General features: G+C 74.3%; 18 protein-coding genes. 13 read left to right on the top strand and 5 right to left on the bottom strand.

The genetic code is table 11. From position 1 onward, the window contains the following. Position 1 precedes the first annotated feature (1 nt). The 10 genes from bioD (at position 2) to mug (ending at position 11,364) form a co-directional block, all read left to right on the top strand. Positions 2 to 718, top strand: a complete 717-nt coding sequence (gene bioD, locus VKA29_RS09735; protein WP_324784902.1) for a dethiobiotin synthase — start codon at positions 2 to 4, stop codon at positions 716 to 718. A gap of 303 nt (positions 719 to 1,021) precedes the next feature. Further along, positions 1,022 to 1,708, top strand: a complete 687-nt coding sequence (locus VKA29_RS09730) for a class I SAM-dependent methyltransferase (RefSeq protein WP_324784901.1) — start codon at positions 1,022 to 1,024, stop codon at positions 1,706 to 1,708. 213 nt (positions 1,709 to 1,921) lie between these two features. Then, complete coding sequence (locus VKA29_RS09725; protein ID WP_324784900.1) at positions 1,922 to 2,800, top strand: ABC transporter ATP-binding protein; 879 nt, start codon at positions 1,922 to 1,924, stop codon at positions 2,798 to 2,800. Positions 2,801 to 2,804: 4 nt separating this feature from the next. Beyond that, positions 2,805 to 5,372 carry an ABC transporter permease gene (locus VKA29_RS09720; RefSeq protein WP_324784898.1) on the top strand — a complete coding sequence of 856 codons (2,568 nt, stop codon included), beginning with the start codon at positions 2,805 to 2,807 and terminating at the stop codon, positions 5,370 to 5,372. Between the two features lie 86 nt (positions 5,373 to 5,458). Continuing rightward, entirely contained in the window at positions 5,459 to 5,884 is a 426-nt protein-coding gene (locus tag VKA29_RS09715) for a GNAT family N-acetyltransferase (protein ID WP_324784897.1), read from the top strand. A gap of 198 nt (positions 5,885 to 6,082) precedes the next feature. Further along, the gene (locus tag VKA29_RS09710) at positions 6,083 to 7,417 is read left to right on the top strand and encodes a hemolysin family protein (RefSeq protein ID WP_324784896.1); all 1,335 of its coding nucleotides are present in this window, start codon (positions 6,083 to 6,085) and stop codon (positions 7,415 to 7,417) included. Continuing rightward, positions 7,414 to 8,427, top strand: coding sequence for a hemolysin family protein (locus VKA29_RS09705; protein WP_324784895.1), 1,014 nt, complete (start codon positions 7,414 to 7,416; stop codon positions 8,425 to 8,427). The genes VKA29_RS09710 and VKA29_RS09705 overlap by 4 nt, the downstream gene beginning before the upstream one ends. A gap of 58 nt (positions 8,428 to 8,485) precedes the next feature. Further along, the gene (locus tag VKA29_RS09700) at positions 8,486 to 9,268 is read left to right on the top strand and encodes an SGNH/GDSL hydrolase family protein (RefSeq protein WP_324784894.1); all 783 of its coding nucleotides are present in this window, start codon (positions 8,486 to 8,488) and stop codon (positions 9,266 to 9,268) included. A 108-nt stretch (positions 9,269 to 9,376) separates the two neighbouring features. Further along, positions 9,377 to 10,819 (top strand): adenylosuccinate lyase, encoded by a 1,443-nt coding sequence (gene purB, locus VKA29_RS09695; RefSeq protein WP_324784893.1) that lies wholly within the window; start codon positions 9,377 to 9,379, stop codon positions 10,817 to 10,819. Between the two features lie 44 nt (positions 10,820 to 10,863). Continuing rightward, entirely contained in the window at positions 10,864 to 11,364 is a 501-nt protein-coding gene (mug, locus tag VKA29_RS09690; protein ID WP_324785069.1) for a G/U mismatch-specific DNA glycosylase, read from the top strand. A gap of 7 nt (positions 11,365 to 11,371) precedes the next feature. Here the strand turns inward: mug and VKA29_RS09685 are convergent, their stop codons facing one another. The 3 genes from VKA29_RS09685 to VKA29_RS09675 all read right to left on the bottom strand — a co-directional run bounded on the left by VKA29_RS09685 (position 11,372) and on the right by VKA29_RS09675 (position 13,662). Then, on the bottom strand, positions 11,372 to 11,815 hold the full coding sequence (locus tag VKA29_RS09685; protein ID WP_324784892.1) for a hypothetical protein: 444 nt from the start codon (positions 11,813 to 11,815) through the stop codon (positions 11,372 to 11,374). Between the two features lie 177 nt (positions 11,816 to 11,992). Further along, entirely contained in the window at positions 11,993 to 12,715 is a 723-nt protein-coding gene (locus VKA29_RS09680; RefSeq protein WP_324784891.1) for an ABC transporter permease subunit, read from the bottom strand. Between the two features lie 2 nt (positions 12,716 to 12,717). Next, positions 12,718 to 13,662 carry an ABC transporter ATP-binding protein gene (locus VKA29_RS09675; protein WP_324784890.1) on the bottom strand — a complete coding sequence of 315 codons (945 nt, stop codon included), beginning with the start codon at positions 13,660 to 13,662 and terminating at the stop codon, positions 12,718 to 12,720. 108 nt (positions 13,663 to 13,770) lie between these two features. Here VKA29_RS09675 and VKA29_RS09670 point away from each other — a divergent pair, with 108 nt between their 5' ends. The 3 genes from VKA29_RS09670 to VKA29_RS09660 all read left to right on the top strand — a co-directional run bounded on the left by VKA29_RS09670 (position 13,771) and on the right by VKA29_RS09660 (position 16,898). Then, a complete protein-coding gene (locus VKA29_RS09670) occupies positions 13,771 to 14,940 on the top strand; it encodes a sensor histidine kinase (protein ID WP_324784889.1) in 1,170 nt (389 codons plus the stop codon). A gap of 14 nt (positions 14,941 to 14,954) precedes the next feature. Then, positions 14,955 to 15,617 carry a response regulator transcription factor gene (locus VKA29_RS09665; protein WP_324784888.1) on the top strand — a complete coding sequence of 221 codons (663 nt, stop codon included), beginning with the start codon at positions 14,955 to 14,957 and terminating at the stop codon, positions 15,615 to 15,617. A gap of 123 nt (positions 15,618 to 15,740) precedes the next feature. Beyond that, positions 15,741 to 16,898 carry an ROK family transcriptional regulator gene (locus VKA29_RS09660; RefSeq protein ID WP_324784887.1) on the top strand — a complete coding sequence of 386 codons (1,158 nt, stop codon included), beginning with the start codon at positions 15,741 to 15,743 and terminating at the stop codon, positions 16,896 to 16,898. Positions 16,899 to 16,949: 51 nt separating this feature from the next. On the opposite strand, the gene VKA29_RS09655 is transcribed toward VKA29_RS09660, so the two are convergent. Both VKA29_RS09655 and VKA29_RS09650 read right to left on the bottom strand, forming a co-directional pair. Then, positions 16,950 to 17,711: a GntR family transcriptional regulator gene (locus VKA29_RS09655; RefSeq protein ID WP_324784886.1), complete on the bottom strand. Its 762-nt coding sequence runs from the start codon at positions 17,709 to 17,711 to the stop codon at positions 16,950 to 16,952. Positions 17,712 to 17,895: 184 nt separating this feature from the next. Beyond that, complete coding sequence (locus VKA29_RS09650; RefSeq protein ID WP_324785068.1) at positions 17,896 to 18,834, bottom strand: RNA polymerase sigma-70 factor; 939 nt, start codon at positions 18,832 to 18,834, stop codon at positions 17,896 to 17,898. Positions 18,835 to 18,970: the final 136 nt, after the last annotated feature.

Below are 18,970 nucleotides of genomic sequence, written 5' to 3'. Positions count from 1 at the left end.
CATGCCGGTACTGGTGATCACGGGCACGGGCACGGAGGTCGGCAAGACGGTCACCACGGCCGCGGTCGCCGCCGCCGCGCTGGCCGCCGGCCGGTCGGTGGCGGTGCTGAAGGCCGCGCAGACGGGGGTACGGCCCGACGAGCGCGGCGACGCCGACGAGGTGGCCCGGCTCGCGGGCGCCGTGACGGCTGCCGAACTGGCCCGCTATCCGGAGCCGTTGGCCCCGGCGACGGCCGCCCGGCGGGCGGGGCTGGCGCCGGTCCGCCCGTACCAGGTGGCCGAGGCCGCGCAGAAGCTGGCGGCCGAGCACGATCTGGTGCTCGTCGAGGGTGCGGGCGGGCTGCTCGTCCGGTTCGACGAGACGGGCGGCACCCTGGCGGACGCGGCCGCCCTGCTGGGGGCGCCGGTGCTGGTGGTCGCGCCGGCCGGGCTCGGCACGCTCAACGCGACCGAACTGACGGCCCGCGAACTGCGTTGCCGTCAAGTGGAGTTGCTGGGCGTGGTGATCGGCAGCTGGCCCGCTGCGCCCGACCTGGCGATGCGGTGCAACCTCACCGACCTGCCGGAGGTCGCCGGCGCCCCGCTCCTGGGCGCCCTGCCGGCCGGGGCGGGGGCGCTGTCCCCCGCCGCCTTCCGCGCCGCGGCGCCCGGTTGGCTGGCCCCGCGCCTGGCCGGTACCTGGGAGGCGCAGGCGTTCCGGACGCGCGAGGCCGCCTGAGCGCTCCGCCGGCCGTGCCGCGCGGTGCCGCGTCGTGCCGCGTCGTGCCGCGTCGTGCCGCGTCGTGCCGCCGGGGACCGCCGGGGACCGCCGGGGACCGCCGGTCGGCTGCGGTGCCGTCGTGGCCGGTCGCGCGGTTCCCCGCGTCCTGTCGGGGCGCTGACCCGCCGCAGCGGTGCGCGGGCGAGCCCCGGCGGGGGTGCGGGCGAGCCCCGGCGGGGGTGCGCGGGCCTGGTTCGGCGGGGGTGCGGGGGCCTGGTTCGTGGGCAGAATCGCGGTAAGAACTCGAACGGGGAGGTCCTCATGCCGCTTCGGCCGTCCGGCTCCGCGAAGGTGGCCCGGGATCCCGTGCACCACCCGCTGTTCGCCCGTTGCTACGCCCGGGTCAGTGTGCGGGCCGAGACGCGGATGGGCATGGCCGGCGTCCGGGACCGGCTGCTGACCGGACTGGCCGGGCGGGTCATCGAGATCGGCGCGGGCAACGGGCTGAACTTCGCCCGCTACCCGAACACCGTCTCGGAGGTCGTGGCGATCGAACCGGAGCGGCTGCTGCGGCGGCTGGCCGTCGAGGCGGCCCTGCGCGCCGAGGTGCCCGTGGACGTGGTGCCGGGCACGGCCGAGGCGCTGCCGGTCAAGAGCGAGGCCTACGACGCGGCGGTGATCTCGCTGGTGCTGTGCAGTGTGCGGGACGTCACACGGGCCCTCGGCGAGGTGCGGCGGGTGCTCCGGCCGGGCGGGGTCGTCCGGTTCTTCGAGCACGGCCGGGGCGGCGGGCGGCTCATGGTCCTGACCCAGCGCACGCTGGACCGGACCCTGTGGCCGGCGCTGAGCGGCGGCTGCCACCTGGCCCGGGACCCGGTCGCCGCCCTGCGCGACGCCGGGTTCGAACTCGGCCCCTACCGGCGGGTGATGATGCCCGAGAACGGGCCGGTGCTGCCCAGCTCCTACTGCGTGCTGGGCACCGCGTGGCGGCCGGAGGGCACCGGGTAGTCACGGTCCGCTCAGGCGCGCCGTCCACGCGGAGGCGGCCCCGCACGTCGAGCACGAGCCGATGCCGCCGGGCCGCGGCATGCCTCCCCGGCCCCGGCCTGTGCGGCCTGTGCCGGAGATCAGCCGGGACCTTCGGCGGGTACCGGACGCCGAACGGACCGCACTAGGCTCGGCGCCGACCGGGGGAATCGACACGTCCAGAGGGAGACGGCCTTGTCCACACCTGCTGCGCGGCCCGCACCGGGTCATGCCTCGGCCGACGGGGTCGCGGCCCGCGCCCGCGGTCTGACCAAGGCGTACGGCTCGGGCGAGACGACCGTACTCGCCCTGGACTCGGTGGACGTGGACATCGCGCGCGGCCGGTTCACCGCGGTCATGGGGCCGTCCGGATCCGGCAAGTCGACGCTGATGCACTGCCTGGCGGGGCTCGACTCGGTCTCGGCCGGGCAGGTCTGGCTCGGCGACACCGAGATAACGGGGCTGCGGGAACGTGAGCTGACCCGGCTGCGGCGGGACCGGATCGGGTTCATGTTCCAGTCGTTCAACCTCATTCCGACGCTGACCGCGGCCGAGAACATCACCCTGCCCATGGACATCGCGGGCCGCAGGCCCGACCAGGAGTGGCTGGACCAGGTCGTCGACACCCTGGGGCTGCGGGACCGGCTGGGGCACCGGCCCGCGCAGCTGTCGGGGGGTCAGCAGCAGCGGGTGGCCTGCGCGCGGGCGCTGGTCTCCCGGCCCGAGCTGATCTTCGCGGACGAGCCGACCGGCAACCTCGACTCGCGGGCCGGCCTGGAGGTGCTCGCCTTCCTGCGCCAGGCCGTCGACGATCTCGGCCAGACGGTCGTCATGGTCACCCACGACCCGGGGGCCGCCGCCCGCTCGGACCTGGTGCTCTTCCTCGCCGACGGACGGATCGTCGACGAGATGGAGCGGCCGACGGCGGAGGCGGTGCTGGAGCGGATGAAGCGGTTCGACGTGATCCGCGGCCAGGTCGGCGAGGACCCGCCCGCCACCGGCGAGAGCGCGTCCGCCACCGGCCAGGACACGACCGCCGCCGGCCGGGGCGCGTCCGCCGTCGAGGAGGGCTGACACCGTGATCAAGGCGACGCTCAGGAGCTTCCTGGCGCACAAGGGCCGGCTGATGCTGTCCGCGCTGGCCGTCCTGCTGTCCGTGGCGTTCGTCGCGGGCAGCCTGATCTTCTCCGACACCGTCACCCGTACCTTCGACCGGCTGTTCGCCTCCACCTCCGCCGACGTGACGGTCCAGCCCAGGAAGGACCTCGACTCCCGGGTGCCGACGGGAGCGGTCCGGACCGTGCCGGCCGCGCTCGCGGACCGCGTGGCGAAGGTCGCCGGGGTCGCGTCCGCGCACGCGGACGTGAGCGTCGAGAACGTCACGGTCGTCGACAGCCGGAACCGGTCGGTCGGCTCGACCAGCGGCGCGCCCACCATGGCCACCGACTGGTTCGTCACCGACCGCAGCCCCCTGAAGCTGACCTCCGGGCGCGCCCCGCGGGGCCCCGGCGAGGCGCTCCTGGACGCCGACACCGCCGACAAGAAGCACGTGCGGATCGGGGACACCCTGACGGTGCTCGCCCAGCCGGGCTCCTTCAAGGTCCGGGTCGTCGGCATCGCGACCTTCACCACCACCAACCCGGGCGCGGCCCTGGTCTTCCTCGACCCGGACACCGCGGCGGCCCGGCTGCTCGGTTCGGCGGACAAGGCGACCAGCATCTCGGTGGACGCGGCGCGGGGCGTGAGCGACGCGCGACTCAAGGACCGGATCGTCGCCGCGGTCGGCGCCGGGGCCTACGACGTCCAGACCGCGGAGGAGGAGGCCAAGTCGGCCACCGAGAGCCTCGGCGGGTTCCTCGACGTCATCAAGTACGTGATGCTCGGCTTCGCCGGCATCGCGGTCCTGGTCGGCGTCTTCCTGATCGTCAACACCTTCTCCATGCTGATCGCCCAGCGCACCCGGGAACTCGGCCTGCTCAGGGCCCTCGGCGCCGACCGGCGGCAGGTGCGGCGGTCCGTGCTGACCGAGGCGGCCCTGCTCGGCCTGGTCGGCTCGACGCTGGGCCTGGCGGCCGGCATCGGGCTCGCCGCCGGACTGATCAAGCTCATGGGCGCGTTCGGGATGAACCTGAAGGCGACGGAGATGGTCGTCGGCTGGGGCACGCCGGTGGCGGCGTACGTCGTCGGCGTCGGCGTCACCTTCCTGGCGGCGTATCTACCGGCCCGGCGCGCGGCGGCGGTCTCCCCGATGGCCGCGCTGGCGGACGCCGAGACCGCCGGCACGGGACGGCCGCTGCGCACCCGCGCGGTGGCCGGCGCGTCCGTCGGGGCGATCGGGGCGGCCGCGCTCGCCGGCTGCGCCGCGGCGTCGCGGACGGCCACCGCCGCCTCCCTGCTGGGCCTCGGTGTGGTGCTGACCCTGATCGCGACCGTGATCGCCGGACCGCTGCTGGTGCGGCCCGTGATCCGGGTCCTCGGCGGCGCCTTCCCCGCCCTGTTCGGCTCGATCGGCCGCATGAGCCAGCGCAACGCCCTGCGCAACCCCCGGCGCACCGGGGCCACCGCGGCGGCCCTGATGGTGGGTCTCGCCCTGGTCGGCGGCATGTCGGTGGCGAGCGCCTCCATGTCGAAGTCCTTCGACCAGCAGATCGACAAGACGCTCGGCGCCGACTTCGTGATCATGAACGGCAACTATCTGCCGTTCCCGCAGGAGGTCACCGACAAGGTGCGCGGCACCCGGGGCGTCGGACTCGTCGTACGGCAGCGGTTCGCGCCGCTTGCCGTGCGGCTGCCGGACGGCAAGCGGGTGGAGACGACCGCCACGGGCTACGACGACCGCCTCGACGACGTCGCGCACGTGCCCTACGCGGCCGGCGGCTCGGCGGCGGCGCTGGCCGACGGCAGCATCGGGATGGACGCCGGCTTCGCCGGCAAGCACCGCGTCCGGGTCGGCAGCACGATCCCCGTCGAGTTCCCGGCCGGGCGGAGGACCGAGTTGCGGGTCGGCGCCCTCACCGACCAGGAGTCCTCCGACGGGTTCGGGATGCAGGGCGGCCTGGTCCTCGGCATCGCGACGGTCGAGAAGTACCTGCCGGACGGCCAGGACTCGGCGCTGTACGTCAACGCGGCCTCCGGCACGAGCCCCGACCGGCTGCGCCAGGCGCTGGAGCGGACGCTCGACCCGTACCCGCAGGTGCAGGTCCGCGACCAGGCCGACTACAAGAAGCTGGTGCACGACCAGATCGCCGTGCTGCTCTACCTCGTCTACGCGCTGCTCGGGCTCGCGATCGTCATCGCGGTGCTCGGTGTGGTCAACACCCTCGCCCTGTCGGTCGTCGAGCGCACCCGGGAGATCGGGCTGCTGCGCGCGATCGGACTGGCCCGGCGGCAGTTGCGCCGGATGATCCGGCTGGAGTCCGTGGTGATCGCGGTGTTCGGCGCGGTGCTGGGGCTGGCGCTGGGGCTGGTGTGGGGCGTGTGCACGCAGCAGGTGCTGGCGCTGCAGGGGATGAAGGCGCTCGCGATCCCGTGGGGCACCATCGTCGCGGTCGTCGTCGGCTCGGCGGTCGTCGGCATCGTGGCGGCGCTGCTGCCCGCGTTGCGCGCCTCCCGCATGAACGTGCTGGCGGCCATCGCGCACGAGTGACGGAACACCGGCGGATCCCCCGCTCCGCCGGTGTCCGGATGCCGGAATTCCGGGCCGGGGCCGTCGGGGGATGGTGGGATCGGCGCATGACCGATCTGTGCGTGCGGGCCGCGACGGCGGCCGACCTCGACACCGTGCTGGCCTTCTGGAAGACGGCCGCCGAAGGCACCAGCATCAGCGACGACCGGGACGGCGTGGAGCGGCTGGTGGCCCGCGACCGCGGGGCGCTGATCCTGGCCGAACAGGACGGTGAACTCGTCGGCACGGTGATCGCCGGCTTCGACGGCTGGCGCTGCCACCTCTACCGGCTCGCGGTGCACCCCGGGCGGCGGCGCCGGGGAATCGGTTCGGCACTGCTCGCCGCCGCCGAGGAGCGCTTCGTACGGCTCGGCGGGCGGCGCGGCGACGCGATGGTGCTCACGGACAACGAGCGGGCCCACCACGCGTGGCGGGCGGCCGGTTACGCGCCCGAGGAGCGTTGGCGGCGCTGGGTGAAGCCACTCGCCGGCTGACGCGGGCGGCCGCCGCAGGCCTCCCCACCGAAGCCTTTTGCCCATCCTTTACCCTTGAGGGACCCTTCGGTCCGCCGCCCGCGGACCACCCGTTCTCCATGAAAGGTGTGAGCGTCCGCCCATGGGCGAGCCCCCCAGTAGTCGCCGCAGCAGAGCGACCCTCCCCGCCCTGTCCGACCATGGGACGGAGGTGACCCGATGACGGAAGTGCTCCTGCTGCTGGTGGCGGTCCTGCTCTCGCTCGCCTGCGGCGCCTTCGTCGCCGCCGAGTTCTCGCTCACCACGGTCGAGCGCGGCGAACTGGAGCGGGCGGCCGAGCGCGGCGAGCGCGGCGCGGCGGGCGCTCTGAAGGCCGTACGGAACCTCACGTTCCAGCTGTCCGGCGCGCAGCTCGGCATCACCGTCACCAACCTGGTGGTCGGCATGCTCGCCGAGCCGTCGATCGCCGCGCTGATCGCCGGTCCGCTGGAGGCGCTGGGCATCCCGCGTTCGGCGGCCGGCTCCGTGGCGCTGGTGCTCGGCACCGCCCTGTCGACGGTGTTCCTGATGGTCGTCGGCGAACTGGTGCCCAAGAACTGGGCGATCTCCTCGCCGCTGGCCGTGGCCAAACGGGTCGGCAACGCGCAGCGCTGGTTCAGCGCGGCCTTCCGCCCCTTCATCTCGCACCTGAACAACATGGCGAACCGGGTGGTGCGCCGCCTGGGCGTGGAGCCGACCGAGGAGCTGGCCGCCGCCCGCGGACCGCAGGAGCTCGCGGCGCTCGCCCGGCACTCCGCGAAGGAGGGCGCGCTGGAGGCCGACACCGCCGAACTGTTCGTGCGCACCCTGAACCTCGCCGACCTCACCGCGGAGAACGTGATGACGCCCCGCGTGCAGGTCGTCGCCCTCGACGCCCAGGCGACCTGCGAGGACGTGGCGAACGCGACCCGGGCGACGGGCCTGTCCCGGTTCCCGGTCTACCGCGGCAGCCTCGACTCGGTCGTGGGCACGGCGCACATCAAGGACGTGCTGGCGGTGCCCGCCGAGCGCCGGGCACGCGTGCCCGTCTCGGAGCTGATGCGCGAGCCGCTGCTGGTGCCGGAGACCCTCACCGTCGACCGGCTCCTCGACCGGCTGTCCGGCAGACGCACGATGGCCGTGGTCATCGACGAGTACGGCGGCACCGCGGGCGTGGCCACGCTGGAGGACATCGTCGAGGAGGTCGTCGGCGAGGTGCGGGACGAGCACGACCCGCACGAGACGCCCGACCTGGCCCCGGCGGGCAGCGACGACGACGGCCGGGCGCTGTACTCGGCCGACGGCTCGGCCCGCGTGGACCAGCTGGCGCGCGTCGGCCTCAAGGCGCCCGAGGGGCCGTACGAGACGCTGGCCGGTCTCGTGGCGACGGAGCTGGGCCGCATCCCGGCCGTCGGTGACCGCGTGGAGGTCACCGGGTGGAACCTGGACGTGACGGACGCGTCCGGGCACCGGGCCGCGCGGGTGCTGCTGCACGCGCCGCTCGACGACGAGCGCGAGCAGGAGGACGAGCGATGACCGCCGTACAGCTGCTGATCGGCCTGGCGACCCTGGTCGTCAACGCCTTCTTCGTCGGCGCCGAGTTCGCGCTGATCTCGGTACGGCGCTCGCAGATCGAGCCGTACGCCGAGGAGGGCGACCGGCGGGCGCGGAGCGTGCTGTGGGGTCTGCGGCACGTGTCGGCGCTGCTGGCCGCCGCCCAGCTCGGCATCACCCTGTGCACGCTGGTCCTGGGCGTGGTCGCGGAACCGGCGATCGCGCACCTGCTGGAGCCGGTGTTCCACGCGTCGGGCGTGCCGGCGGGCGCCGGGCACGCGGTGTCCTTCGTCATCGCGCTGGCCCTGGCGACGTATCTGCACATGCTGCTCGGCGAGATGGTGCCGAAGAACATCGCGCTCGCCGAGCCGGTGCGCAGCGCGCTGCTGCTCGGCCCGCCGCTGGTCACGCTGTCCCGGGCGCTGCGCCCGGTGATCTTCACGGTGAACGCCTTCGCCAACGCCCTGCTGAAGCTGTTGCGGGTCGAGGCGAAGAACGAGGTCACCGCGACGTTCTCGGACTCCGAGCTGGCCCAGATCGTCAAGGACGCCGGTGAGGCGGGCCTGATCGACGAGCGCGCCCGGGAGCGGCTGCACGACGCGCTGGAACTGGGCAGCCGCCCGGTGCGCGACGTCGTCCTCCCGCTGGAACGCGTCGTCTACGCGCGCGTGGGCGTGACCCCCGAGGAACTGGAGCGGCTGTCCGCGCAGTCGGGCTTCTCGCGTTTCCCGGTGGTGGACGACTCCCGCCGGATCGTCGGCTACCTGCACGTGAAGGACGCCCTCGACGCCTCCCCGCACGAGGTGCCGTTCCAGGTGGGCGACATGCGGCCGATCGCGCGGGTGCGGGAGGGCACGCCGCTGGACGACGTGCTCACCGCGATGCGGGGCAGCCGTACGCACCTGGCCGCGGTGCTCGGCGCGGACGGCCGGCTGTCCGGCCTGGTGACCATGGAGGACGTGCTGCGGCAGCTGTTCGGGCAGCCGGCGTGAGCGGCCGCCGGGACCGACCGACCGGCGGGTATGGAGCCGGGATACCATCGCTGTCGCCATGCAGACGAACCCCACCTATTCCAGCCTGGTCGCCGTGGGCGATTCCTTCACCGAGGGCATGTCGGACCTGCTCCCGGACGGCTCCTACCGGGGCTGGGCCGATCTCCTGGCCGCCCGGATGGCCGCGCGCGCACCCGGCTTCCGATACGCCAACCTGGCGGTGCGCGGCAAGCTGATCGGACAGATCGTCGACGAGCAGGTCCCGGTGGCGGCGGCCATGCGGGCGGACGTGGTCACGCTGGTGGGCGGGCTCAACGACGCCCTGCGGCCGAAGTGCGACATGGGGCGGGTGCGGGACCTGCTGACCGAGGCCGTGGAACGGCTGGCCCCGTCCTGCGAGCGGCTGGTGCTGATGCGCAGCCCCGGGCGGCAGGGGCCGGTCCTCGAACGGTTCCGGCCGCGCATGGAGCAGCTGTTCGCCTGCGTCGACGAACTGGCGGCGCGGCACGGCGCGCTGGTCGTCGACCTGTACGGCGCCCCCTCGCTCGCCGACCCCCGGCTGTGGGACGTCGACCGGCTGCACCTGACGCCCGAGGGACACCGCCGGGTCGCGGAGGCGGTGTGGCAGACGCTCGGCCACGCGGCCGAGGACCCCGAGTGGCACACGCCCGTCCCGGCGACGCCTCCGCCGGGCTGGGGCGCCCGGCGGATCGCGGACGTCCGGTTCGCCCGCCACCACCTCCTGCCGTGGATCGGCCGCCGCCTGACCGGCCGCTCCTCGGGCGACGGCCGCGCGCCCAAGCGCCCCGAACTGCTGCCGTACGAAGGTCCGCTGCTGTAGCCGGGGCCGGTGGGTTGCGCTGCGGCGGCGGGTGACGGGCGTCTCGTAGGTTCCGCCGAACAACCCCGCGGCGCTGGCCTGCACGAATCGCCAGTAGAATCTGGACACGTGACTTCCGCTCCCGCCAAGCCCCGCATCCCCAACGTCCTCGCCGGACGCTACGCCTCCGCCGAGCTCGCCACGCTCTGGTCCCCCGAGCAGAAGGTGAAGCTGGAGCGGCAGCTCTGGCTCGCCGTGCTGCGGGCCCAGAAGGACCTCGGGATCGAGGTGCCGGACGCGGCGATCGCCGACTACGAGCGCGTGCTGGACACCGTCGACCTGGCCTCCGTCGCCGAGCGCGAGAAGGTCACGCGGCACGACGTGAAGGCCCGCATCGAGGAGTTCAACGACCTCGCCGGGCACGAGCACGTGCACAAGGGCATGACCTCCCGCGACCTCACCGAGAACGTCGAGCAGCTCCAGATCCGGCTGTCCCTTGAGCTGATGCGCGACCGTACGGTGGCCGTCCTGGCCCGCCTGGGCAAGCTGGCCGGCGAGTACGGCGAACTGGTCATGGCCGGGCGCTCGCACAACGTCGCCGCGCAGGCCACCACCCTCGGCAAGCGTTTCGCGACCGCCGCCGACGAGCTGCTCGTGGCCTACGGCCGGGTGGAGGAGCTGCTGGCCCGCTACCCGCTGCGCGGCATCAAGGGCCCGGTCGGCACCGCGCAGGACATGCTGGACCTGCTCGGCGGCGACGCGGCGAAGCTCGCCGAGCTGGAGCAGCGGATCGCCGGTCACCTCGGCTTCTCGCAGGCGTTCACCTCGGTCGGCCAGGTCTACCCGCGCTCGCTGGACTACGAGGTCGTCACCGCGCTGGTGCAGCTGGCCGCCGCCCCGTCGTCGCTGGCGAAGACGATCCGGCTGATGGCCGGGCACGAGCTGGTCACCGAGGGCTTCAAGCCGGGCCAGGTCGGCTCCTCGGCGATGCCGCACAAGATGAACACCCGCTCCTGCGAGCGCGTGAACGGCCTCATGGTGATCCTGCGCGGCTACGCCTCCATGACCGGCGAACTGGCCGGCGACCAGTGGAACGAGGGCGACGTGTCCTGCTCGGTGGTGCGCCGGGTCGCGCTGCCGGACGCGTTCTTCGCCCTCGACGGCCTGCTGGAGACGTTCCTGACAGTGCTCGACGAGTTCGGCGCCTTCCCCGCCGTCGTCGCCCGTGAGCTGGACCGCTACCTGCCGTTCCTGGCCACCACCAAGGTGCTGATGGGCGCGGTGCGCGCGGGCGTCGGCCGGGAGGTCGCGCACGAGGCCATCAAGGAGAACGCCGTCGCCTCCGCGCTGGCGATGCGGGAGCAGGGCGCCGAGCGCAACGAACTGCTCGACAAGCTCGCCGCCGACGAGCGCATCCCGCTGGACCGCGCGCAGCTCGACGCGCTGATGGCCGACAAGCTGTCCTTCACCGGCGCCGCCGCCGGCCAGGTCGCCGCGGTCGTCGGCCGCGTGGAGGAGATCGTCAAGCAGCGTCCGGAGGCCGCGGGCTACACGCCGGGAGCGATCCTCTGACCCGGTTCACCCCGGCACAGCTCGAGGCCGCCCGCGACCGCGTCATACCGGACGTGGTCGCGGACGGCCTCAAGGTGCTGTTCTGCGGCATCAACCCCGGCCTGATGTCGGCGGCCACGGGGCATCACTTCGCCCGCCCCGGCAACCGCTTCTGGCCGGTGCTGCACCTGTCGGGTTTCACTCCCCGGCTGCTGGAGCCGTCGGAGCAGCGGGAGTTGCTGTCGTACGGGCTCGGCATCACGAACGTGGTGGCGCGGGCGACCGCGCGGGCCGACGAACTGGACGCGGAGGAGTACCGCGAGGGCGGGCGGCGGCTGGCGCTGAAGGTGGCCCGTCACAAGCCCCGCTGGCTGGCGGTGGTCGGCGTCACCGCGTACCGGGCGGCGTTCGACGACCGCAGGGCCGGGGTGGGCCCGCAGGAGCGGCTGATCGGCGAGTCACGCGTGTGGGTGCTGCCCAATCCGAGCGGCCTGAACGCGCACTGGACTGCGCAGACGATGGCGCAGGAGTTCGCCCGGCTGCGGGTGGCGGCGGAGGGCTCCTGACCGGTCGTCACGGCGGTTCGGCCGGCGTGACGACCGCGAGCAGCTGGAACGGCAGCTCCTTGTCCCACTGGGACACGCCGAGGGCGAGCCATCGGCCCGTGCCGGGGACCTTCCACAGGTGTATGTCCGGCACGTGGGCGCTCAGCGTGGCCCAGGGTTCGGCCGGGTCCTGCCCGTCCTGGGACCGCAGGAAGGTGCTCGCCAGGCTCACCGCGTGCGGCGGTCCCCAGCGCTCGGTCAGCCGCTCGGTCAGACCGTCCCGGTCGGCTTCGTACTGGGTCCGCGTCTCCTCCCACCGGGTCCCGTCGTCCTCCCAGAAGTCGTCGCTGGTCAGTAACTCGGCCATGAGGTAGCCGGGTCCCCCGCTGCCCGCTTCGATCCTGCCGTGCGCCGCGGGGAAGTCCCGTACGCACAGCAGGTCGATCGTGGCGAGGCACCGCGCGATGTCCATGGCGTCCAGTAAACCCTCCGCCACTGACAATTGGCGGGGCGTCAAGCGCGCCCACCGTCAAGCAGGGCCCGGGGAAGGGTCGTCCCGCCGACTCGTCCGTCCCGCCCGCTCGTCCGTCCCGCCGACTCGTCCGTCCCGCCGGCTCGTCCGTCTCGGCGGCTCAGGCGCCACCGCCGCTCAGGCGTCACGGCCGCTCAGGCGCCACGCTCCGGCCAGCAGCGCGGCCGACGTCCACAGCGCGGTCACCGCCATTCCGCTCCACGGCCCCAGCGCCCCGTCCCACGTCTCGTGCAGCACCACCTGGCCCGCCTTGTCCGGCAGGACGTCCGCCACCGAGCCGGAGACGTCCCCGACCACGAACGAGACGACGAGCAGGAACGGGATCAGGACGCTCAAGGTGGCGACGCCGCTGCGCAGCAGGGCGGTCAGGCCGGCTGCGAGCAGGGCCATCAACGTCAGGTAGACCGCGCAGCCGACGACACCGCGCGCCTCCTCGGTCCAGGTCAGCCCGTCCGCCTCCGTCCCGAGCACCGCCCTGCCCACGGCCAGGCTCGCCCCCGCCGTGACCAGCCCCACGACCAGCACGGGTGCGGCGATCGCCACCGCCTTGGCCGCGAACCACCGGCCGCGCCGCGGCACCGCGGCCAGTGTGGTGCGCAGGGCTCCGCCCCGGAACTCGCCGGCCACCGCCGTCGCGCCGAAGGCGATCGCCGCGATCTGGCCGAAGCTGACGCCGAAGAACACCGAGAACAGCGCGTCGGTGTCCGCCGCGTCGCTGTCGGCGGCCGCGAGAGCGGAGAACGCCACGGTGGCGAGCGGGATCGCGCACAGGGCGCCGACCAGCGACCGCAGGGTGCGGATCTTGAGCCACTCCGAGTGGAGCACGGGCGTGAATTCCACGGTCAGGCCTCCTGCGTCCGCGCGGCCGACCGGCCGGTCCGGGGTGCGGTGAACTCGGCTTCGGAGCCGGTCAGATCGAGGTAGGCCTCCTCCAGGGTGGCCTCCTCGGCGGCGAGTTCCAGGATCGGGACACCCGCGGCGGACGTCAGGCGTCCGATGTCCTCCACCCGTGCGTGCTCCACCGTCCAGTGCCCGTCGTCCTGCTCGACGACGTCGTGACCGTGCCGTGCGAGGACGTCTTTCAGCGCCGTGGCGTCGGTGGTGCGGATCCGCACCCGGGGCCGCACACGTGCGCGGATGAGGTCCCGGAGCGGGGTGTCGGCCAGCAGGCGGCCCCGCCCGAGGACGACGAGGTGGTCGGCGAAGGACGCGGTCTCGTTCATCAGGTGGCTGGAGACCAGCACCGTGCGCCCCTCCGCCGCGAGCCGGCGCAGCAGCGCGCGCATCCAGACGATGCCCTCGGGGTCGAGCCCGTTGGACGGCTCGTCGAGCAGGACGACCCCGGGGTCGCCGAGCAGGGCGGCGGCGATGCCCAGCCGCTGGCGCATGCCCAGGGAGTACGTGCGCACCCGGCGCCGCGCGACCGCCGCGAGGCCGGTCTCCTCCAGCACCTCCTCGACCCGGCGGTCCGGGATGCGGTTGCTCGCGGCCAGTACCCGCAGGTGGTCGCGGCCGGTCCGGGAGCCGTGCGCGGCCTGCGCCTCGAGGAGGGCGCCGACGTGCCGCAGCGGTTCGCGCAGCGCCGGGTAGGGGCGGCCGCCGACGGTCGCCGTCCCGGAGGTGGGCCGGCCGAGGCCGAGCACGAGCCGCATGGTGGTCGACTTCCCGGCGCCGTTGGGGCCGAGGAAACCGGTGACCCGGCCGGGGCGGACGCTGAAGGTGAGGTCGTCCACGGCCGTCCGGGCACCGTACTTCTTGGTGAGGTTCCGCACGTCGATGCTGGTCATGACGGCAGCGTGACGGCCCGGGCGCACCGCCCGCCTCCCCCGGCGGTGGAGTCCGCCTCCCCCGCGCGGGGGAGGCCGGTTGTCGGTGCGGGCTGCCACGATGACGTGATGGACCGCATGCTGCGCCCGTTCGGCCGGGCGGTGACGTACACGCGATGGCTGCATCTGTTCATGGCCGTCGTGTGGCCGGCCATGTGGTGGTACGTCTTCGACCGGCCGGGCGCCTGGTTCACCGCGGCCGCGCTGCTCGCCTGCGCGGGAGCGGTCCCCGCGCTGCGGACCGTGGAGGGGTTGCAGGCCAGGCTGCTGCTGCTCGGCCAGCGGCACGACAGCGGACACGTGGACATCGTCACCGCGCCGTCCCGGACCTGGGGGGACCGCGGGCGGACCGTGCTGTGGCTGGAGACCCGGCTGCTGGTGGGCTGCCTCGTCGCCTTCCTCACCGTCCAGCTGCCGATGCTCGCCGTCGACCTGGTGCGCACGGCGGGCGGAGGCGGGCCGGACGGGGCCACGTTCCTGCGTGTGCCGGGCCACCACTGGTGGTACGCGCTGCTGGCGCCGCTGCCGCTGGTCCTGCTGGCCGCGGTCGTGACCGGCTCCGGAAGCCTGGTCACCGCCGTCGCCCGCCGCCTGCTGGGCCCCTCCCCCGCCGAACGCGTCGCGGCCCTGGAGGAGCGCACCGAGCGGCTGCTGGAACGCACGCGCATCGCCCGCGAGTTGCACGACTCCATCGGTCACGCCCTGACGGTCGCCGTCGTCCAGGCGGGTGCCGCGCGCGCGTCCGGCGACCCGGCGTTCACCGGCCGGGCCCTGGAGGCCATCGAGGAGACGGGCCGGGCCGCCCTGGAGGACCTGGAAAGGGTGCTCGGCGTCCTGCGCGAGTCCGAACGCCCGGTGAGCGCCCGTCCCACGCTCTCGGACGCCGGCCAGCTGCTGGAGTCGGCCCGCGCCTCGGGCGCGAAGGTCGACGCGGAGCTGTCGGGTCCGCTGGAGCGGGTGCCCGGACCGCTCTCCCGCGAGGGCTACCGCATCCTGCAGGAGTCCCTCACCAACGTGCTGCGGCACGCGGGCGCCGTCCCCGTGCGCGTGCGGATCGACGTCACCGACGGCGTCCTCGCCCTGGAGGTCCGCAACGCGCTGACCGCCGGTCTGCCCGGCCCCGGCCGCGGCAGCGGGCTGCGCGGCGTACGCGAACGCGCGGCCCTGCTCGGCGGCCGGGCGTGGACCGGCCCCGACGAGGGCGACTGGCAGGTGCGCGTGGAGCTGCCGCTGGGCTGATCTACGCTGGCCGGATGCCGGTCACCGTTCTCCTCGTCGACGACGAACCGCTCGTACGCGCCGGTCTGCGGGCCGTGCTGGAGGCGCAGCCGGACATCGAGGTCGTCGGGGAGGCCGCCGACGGGGCGGCGGTGATCCCGCTGGTGCGGCGACTGCGCCCGGACGTGGTCGCCATGGACGTGCGGATGCCGCTCCTGGACGGCATCGAGGCCACGCGCGCGGTGCTGCGGACCGTCGACGCGCCGCCGAAGATCCTGGTGGTGACGACGTTCGAGAAAGACGAGTACGTCTACGAGGCGCTGCGGGCCGGGGCCGACGGGTTCCTGCTGAAGCGGGCCCGGCCGGCCGAGATCGTGCACGCGGTGCGGCTGGTCGCCGCGGGCGAGTCGCTGCTGTTCCCGGCGTCGGTGCGGCGGCTGGCCGCGGACCACGGCGACCCGGGCGGCAACCGGGCGGCCCGGTCCGTGCTGGACCGGGCCGGGCTGACCGGGCGGGAGGCCGAGGTGCTGCGGCTGATGACCCGTGGCCTGTCGAACGCGGAGATCGCCGCCCGGCTGGTCGTCGGGACGGAGACGGTGAAGTCGCACGTGAGCGCCGTGCTGGCGAAGCTGGGGGCGCGGGACCGCACTCAGGCCGTCATCGTCGCGTACGAGTCTGGGTTCGTGGCGCCGGGCTGATCCGGGCCGTGCGGGCGGGCCCGGCGCCCGGATCGCCCGGTCGCCCGCGGGGGCGCGCCTCGCCGGGGCCCGCCGTGCCGAGTACCATCCGCCCAACACGCGCACGAGCTGGGAGGACGGACGTTGGGGCAGCTGACCGGCGGGGATCCCTCGCTGCTGCGGAGGATCAACTCCGCGGTGGTGCTGCACGCGCTGCGTGCCGCGGACTGCGCGACGCTGACGGAGATCACCCGGGTGACCGGACTGTCCCGGCCCACGGTGGAGGGCGTGGTCGAGGGGCTCGTCGAGGCGGGGTACGTCGTCGAGAAGGCCGCCGACGAGGGGGTGGCCCGGCGTCAGGGGCGGCCCGCGCGCAGGTACCGGTTCCGGGCCGAGGCGGGTCATCTGCTGGGGCTGGAGATCGGTCCGCACCGCGTGGCCGCGCTGCTGGCCGACCTGGACGGCCGGGTGATCGGGGCGCAGGCGAAGGACGTCGAGGAGACCGCGCCGGCCGACGAGCGCCTGGAGCGGCTGCGCACGGCGGTCGCCGAGCTGCTGCGCCGGGCCGGTGTGCCGCGCGATTCGCTGCGGGCGGTGGGGGTCGCGACGCCCGGGATCGTCGAGGCCGGCGGGATCGTACGGCTGGGCACGGCGCTGCCCGGGTGGACGGGGCTGCGGCTGGGCGAGCGGCTGAGCCGTTCCTTCAAGTGCCCGGTGCTGGTGGAGAACGACGCGAACGCGGCGGCCGTCGCCGAGCACTGGAAGGGCGCCGCCACCGAGTCCGACGACGTGGTGTTCGTGCTGGCGGGGCTGAGCCCGGGGGCGGGTTCGCTGATCGGCGGCCGGCTGCACCGGGGGTACGGCGGCGCGGCCGGGGAGATCGGCGCGCTGCACCTGCTCGGCCGGGAGGCGACCCCGGAGACCCTGCTGTCCACCACGGACGAGCCGCTGCACCCGCTCGACGAGCAGGCGGTCGCCGGGGTGTTCGCGCGGGCCCGCGAGGGTGACCAGCGGGCCCGCGCGGCCGTCGACCGGTTCATCCAGCGGCTCGTGCACGACGTGGCCGCGCTCGTCCTGGCCCTCGACCCGGAACTCGTCGTCGTCGGCGGCTGGGCGGCCGGCCTGGACGGTGTACTGGAGCCGCTGCGCGGCGAGTTGGCGCGCTACTGCCTGCGCCCGCCGAAGGTGACCCTGTCCCTGCTGGGCGAGGCGGCGGTGGCGATGGGCGCGCTGCGGCTCGCCCTCGACCACGTGGAGGAGCAGTTGTTCGCGGTGGGGGGCACGGTGACCGCCCGGCGCTGAACCGCGTCGCCCCCCTGGCGGATTGCGGGGTGCGACGCGGCTGAGGGGTCTTCAGGAGGCCTCTCGCTCCGGGCTCTGGTGGATCTCCACACCGCCGGAGTCGCCGAAGGTCAGCCGGCAGGTGTCCGCGCGATAGGTGGCGACGGACAGCGCCGCGGTGCGGCCACCGGAGAGGAACCGGGTGGTGACGACGAGGACGGGCGCCCCCGGCAGCCGGTCCAGTTCCTTGGCGTCCTCCGCCCGGGCGGAGCCGAGCTCCACCGAGCTGTCGCGGCCCTCCAGCTCCAGCCGGTGCAGTTCGCGCAGCACGGCCCGCGCGCGTGCGGGTCCGGACGGGGCGTCTATGGCGGACAGGTCGGGCACCGACGCGGCCGGGATGTGGAGCAGCTCCGCCGCGACGGACTGCCCGTGCGAGACGCGCGTACGCCGCAGGGTGTGCACGGGCTCGTCGGGCGCGGTGCCCAGCGCGGCGGCGACGGCCGCGGGCGGGACCGCCGGCACGCAGTCGACGGCCTGCCAGACGTCGCCGGGGGCGCCGGGCCAGGCGTGCTGCCCGGTGCCGACGGCCACGCCCACGCGCGGCGGCGCGACGGTCGTCCCCACGCCGCGGCGGCGCTGCAGCCGGCCTTCCAGTTCGAGCTGTTCGAGGGCCTGCCGGAGCGTGGCGCGGGCGACGCCGAAGCGGGCGGCCAGGTCGCGCTCGTTGGGCAGGATCTCCCCCACCGAGAACTCGGAGTCCAGTGCCTCGGTCAGCACGGTCTTGAGGTGCCAGTACTTCGGTTCCGGCACTGTTTCCAGCTGCGTGGTCCCCACCCTGTCCTCCGCATCCGCCGTGGCCCCCCGCGGCGTTTAAGCGCCCTTGTTTATTAAAGGTTGTTGCACTTGTCTGCGACCATAGGACGGCCCCCACCCTTGGTCAAGACCAATCCTCCGCCGCTCGGGTGACGCCGAGAGCCCCCGTCGGGGAACGGGGGCTCTCGGGGTGATGTCGCTCCGGCTACCGCCCGACGGTGTCCAGCGCCCGCAGCTTGTCGGGGTTGCGGATGACGTACACCGCCTGGACGCGGCCGTCGAGGACGTCGATCTGGAACACGCTGTCGGGCCTGCCCGCGGACAGCAGCAGGACGGCGGGGCCGCCGTTGACCTCCAGGAAGCGGTAGGACAGGTCGGGGACGCCCTTGCGCGCCACGCCGACGAGGAAGCGGCCCACGTGGTCGGCCGTCTCCAGCACGCGCAGCGGGGCTTTGGACTTGCCGCCGCTGTCGCCGACGAGCCGCACGTCCGGCGCGAGCAGCGACATGAGTCCCGCCAGGTCGCCCTCGGCCGCGGCGGCCAGGAAGCGTTCGGTGAGCTCGCGGCGCTCGGCGGGATCGACCTGGTAGCGCGGCCGCCGCTCGTCGACGTGCCTGCGGGCCCGTCCGGCGAGTTGCCGCACCGCCGCCTCACCGCGGTCGAGCACGGCCGCGATCTCCGCGTACGGGTAGGCGAAGGCCTCTCTGAGGACGAACACCGCGCGTTCCAGCGGCGACAGGGATTCCAGGACGACGAGGAGGGCCAGCGAGACGGAGTCGGCGAGCACGGCCCGCTCGGCGGCGTCGGGCACGGTGTCCCCGAAGGCGGTGACGTACGGTTCCGGCAGCCACGGCCCGACGTACGTCTCGCCCCGCGCCTTGACCTGGCGCAGCCGGTCGATGGCGAGGCGGGTGGTGACGCGCACCAGGTAGCCGCGGGGTTCCCGCACCTCGCCGCGGTCGGCGCGGGACCAGCGCAGCCATGCCTCCTGGACCACGTCCTCCGCGTCGGTCACCCGTCCGAGCATGCGGTAGGCGACCCCCAGGAGGACCGGGCGGTGCTCTTCGAAGACATCGGTGTCGTTGTCGTTGTCGGTGTCGTTGTCGTTGTCGGTTTCGGTGTCGGTCGCGGTCTCGGTCGTCACCGGTCCATCCCATGCGACACATCGGGCCGTGTCCAGAAGAAATCGCGTGGCGTGAGCAGAATGACCACGCAGCGGCCGGACCGTCGACCGGGCCGTCACCGCCCCGGGGGCTACCCGTCGGTAGTAATTGCTGACA

It is taken from the genome of Streptomyces sp. H51 (assembly GCF_035656535.1).
GTDB lineage: Bacteria > Actinomycetota > Actinomycetes > Streptomycetales > Streptomycetaceae > Streptomyces.
The sequence above is the reverse complement of the archived record's forward strand: the minus strand, read 5'-3'. Positions and strand labels throughout refer to the sequence as shown.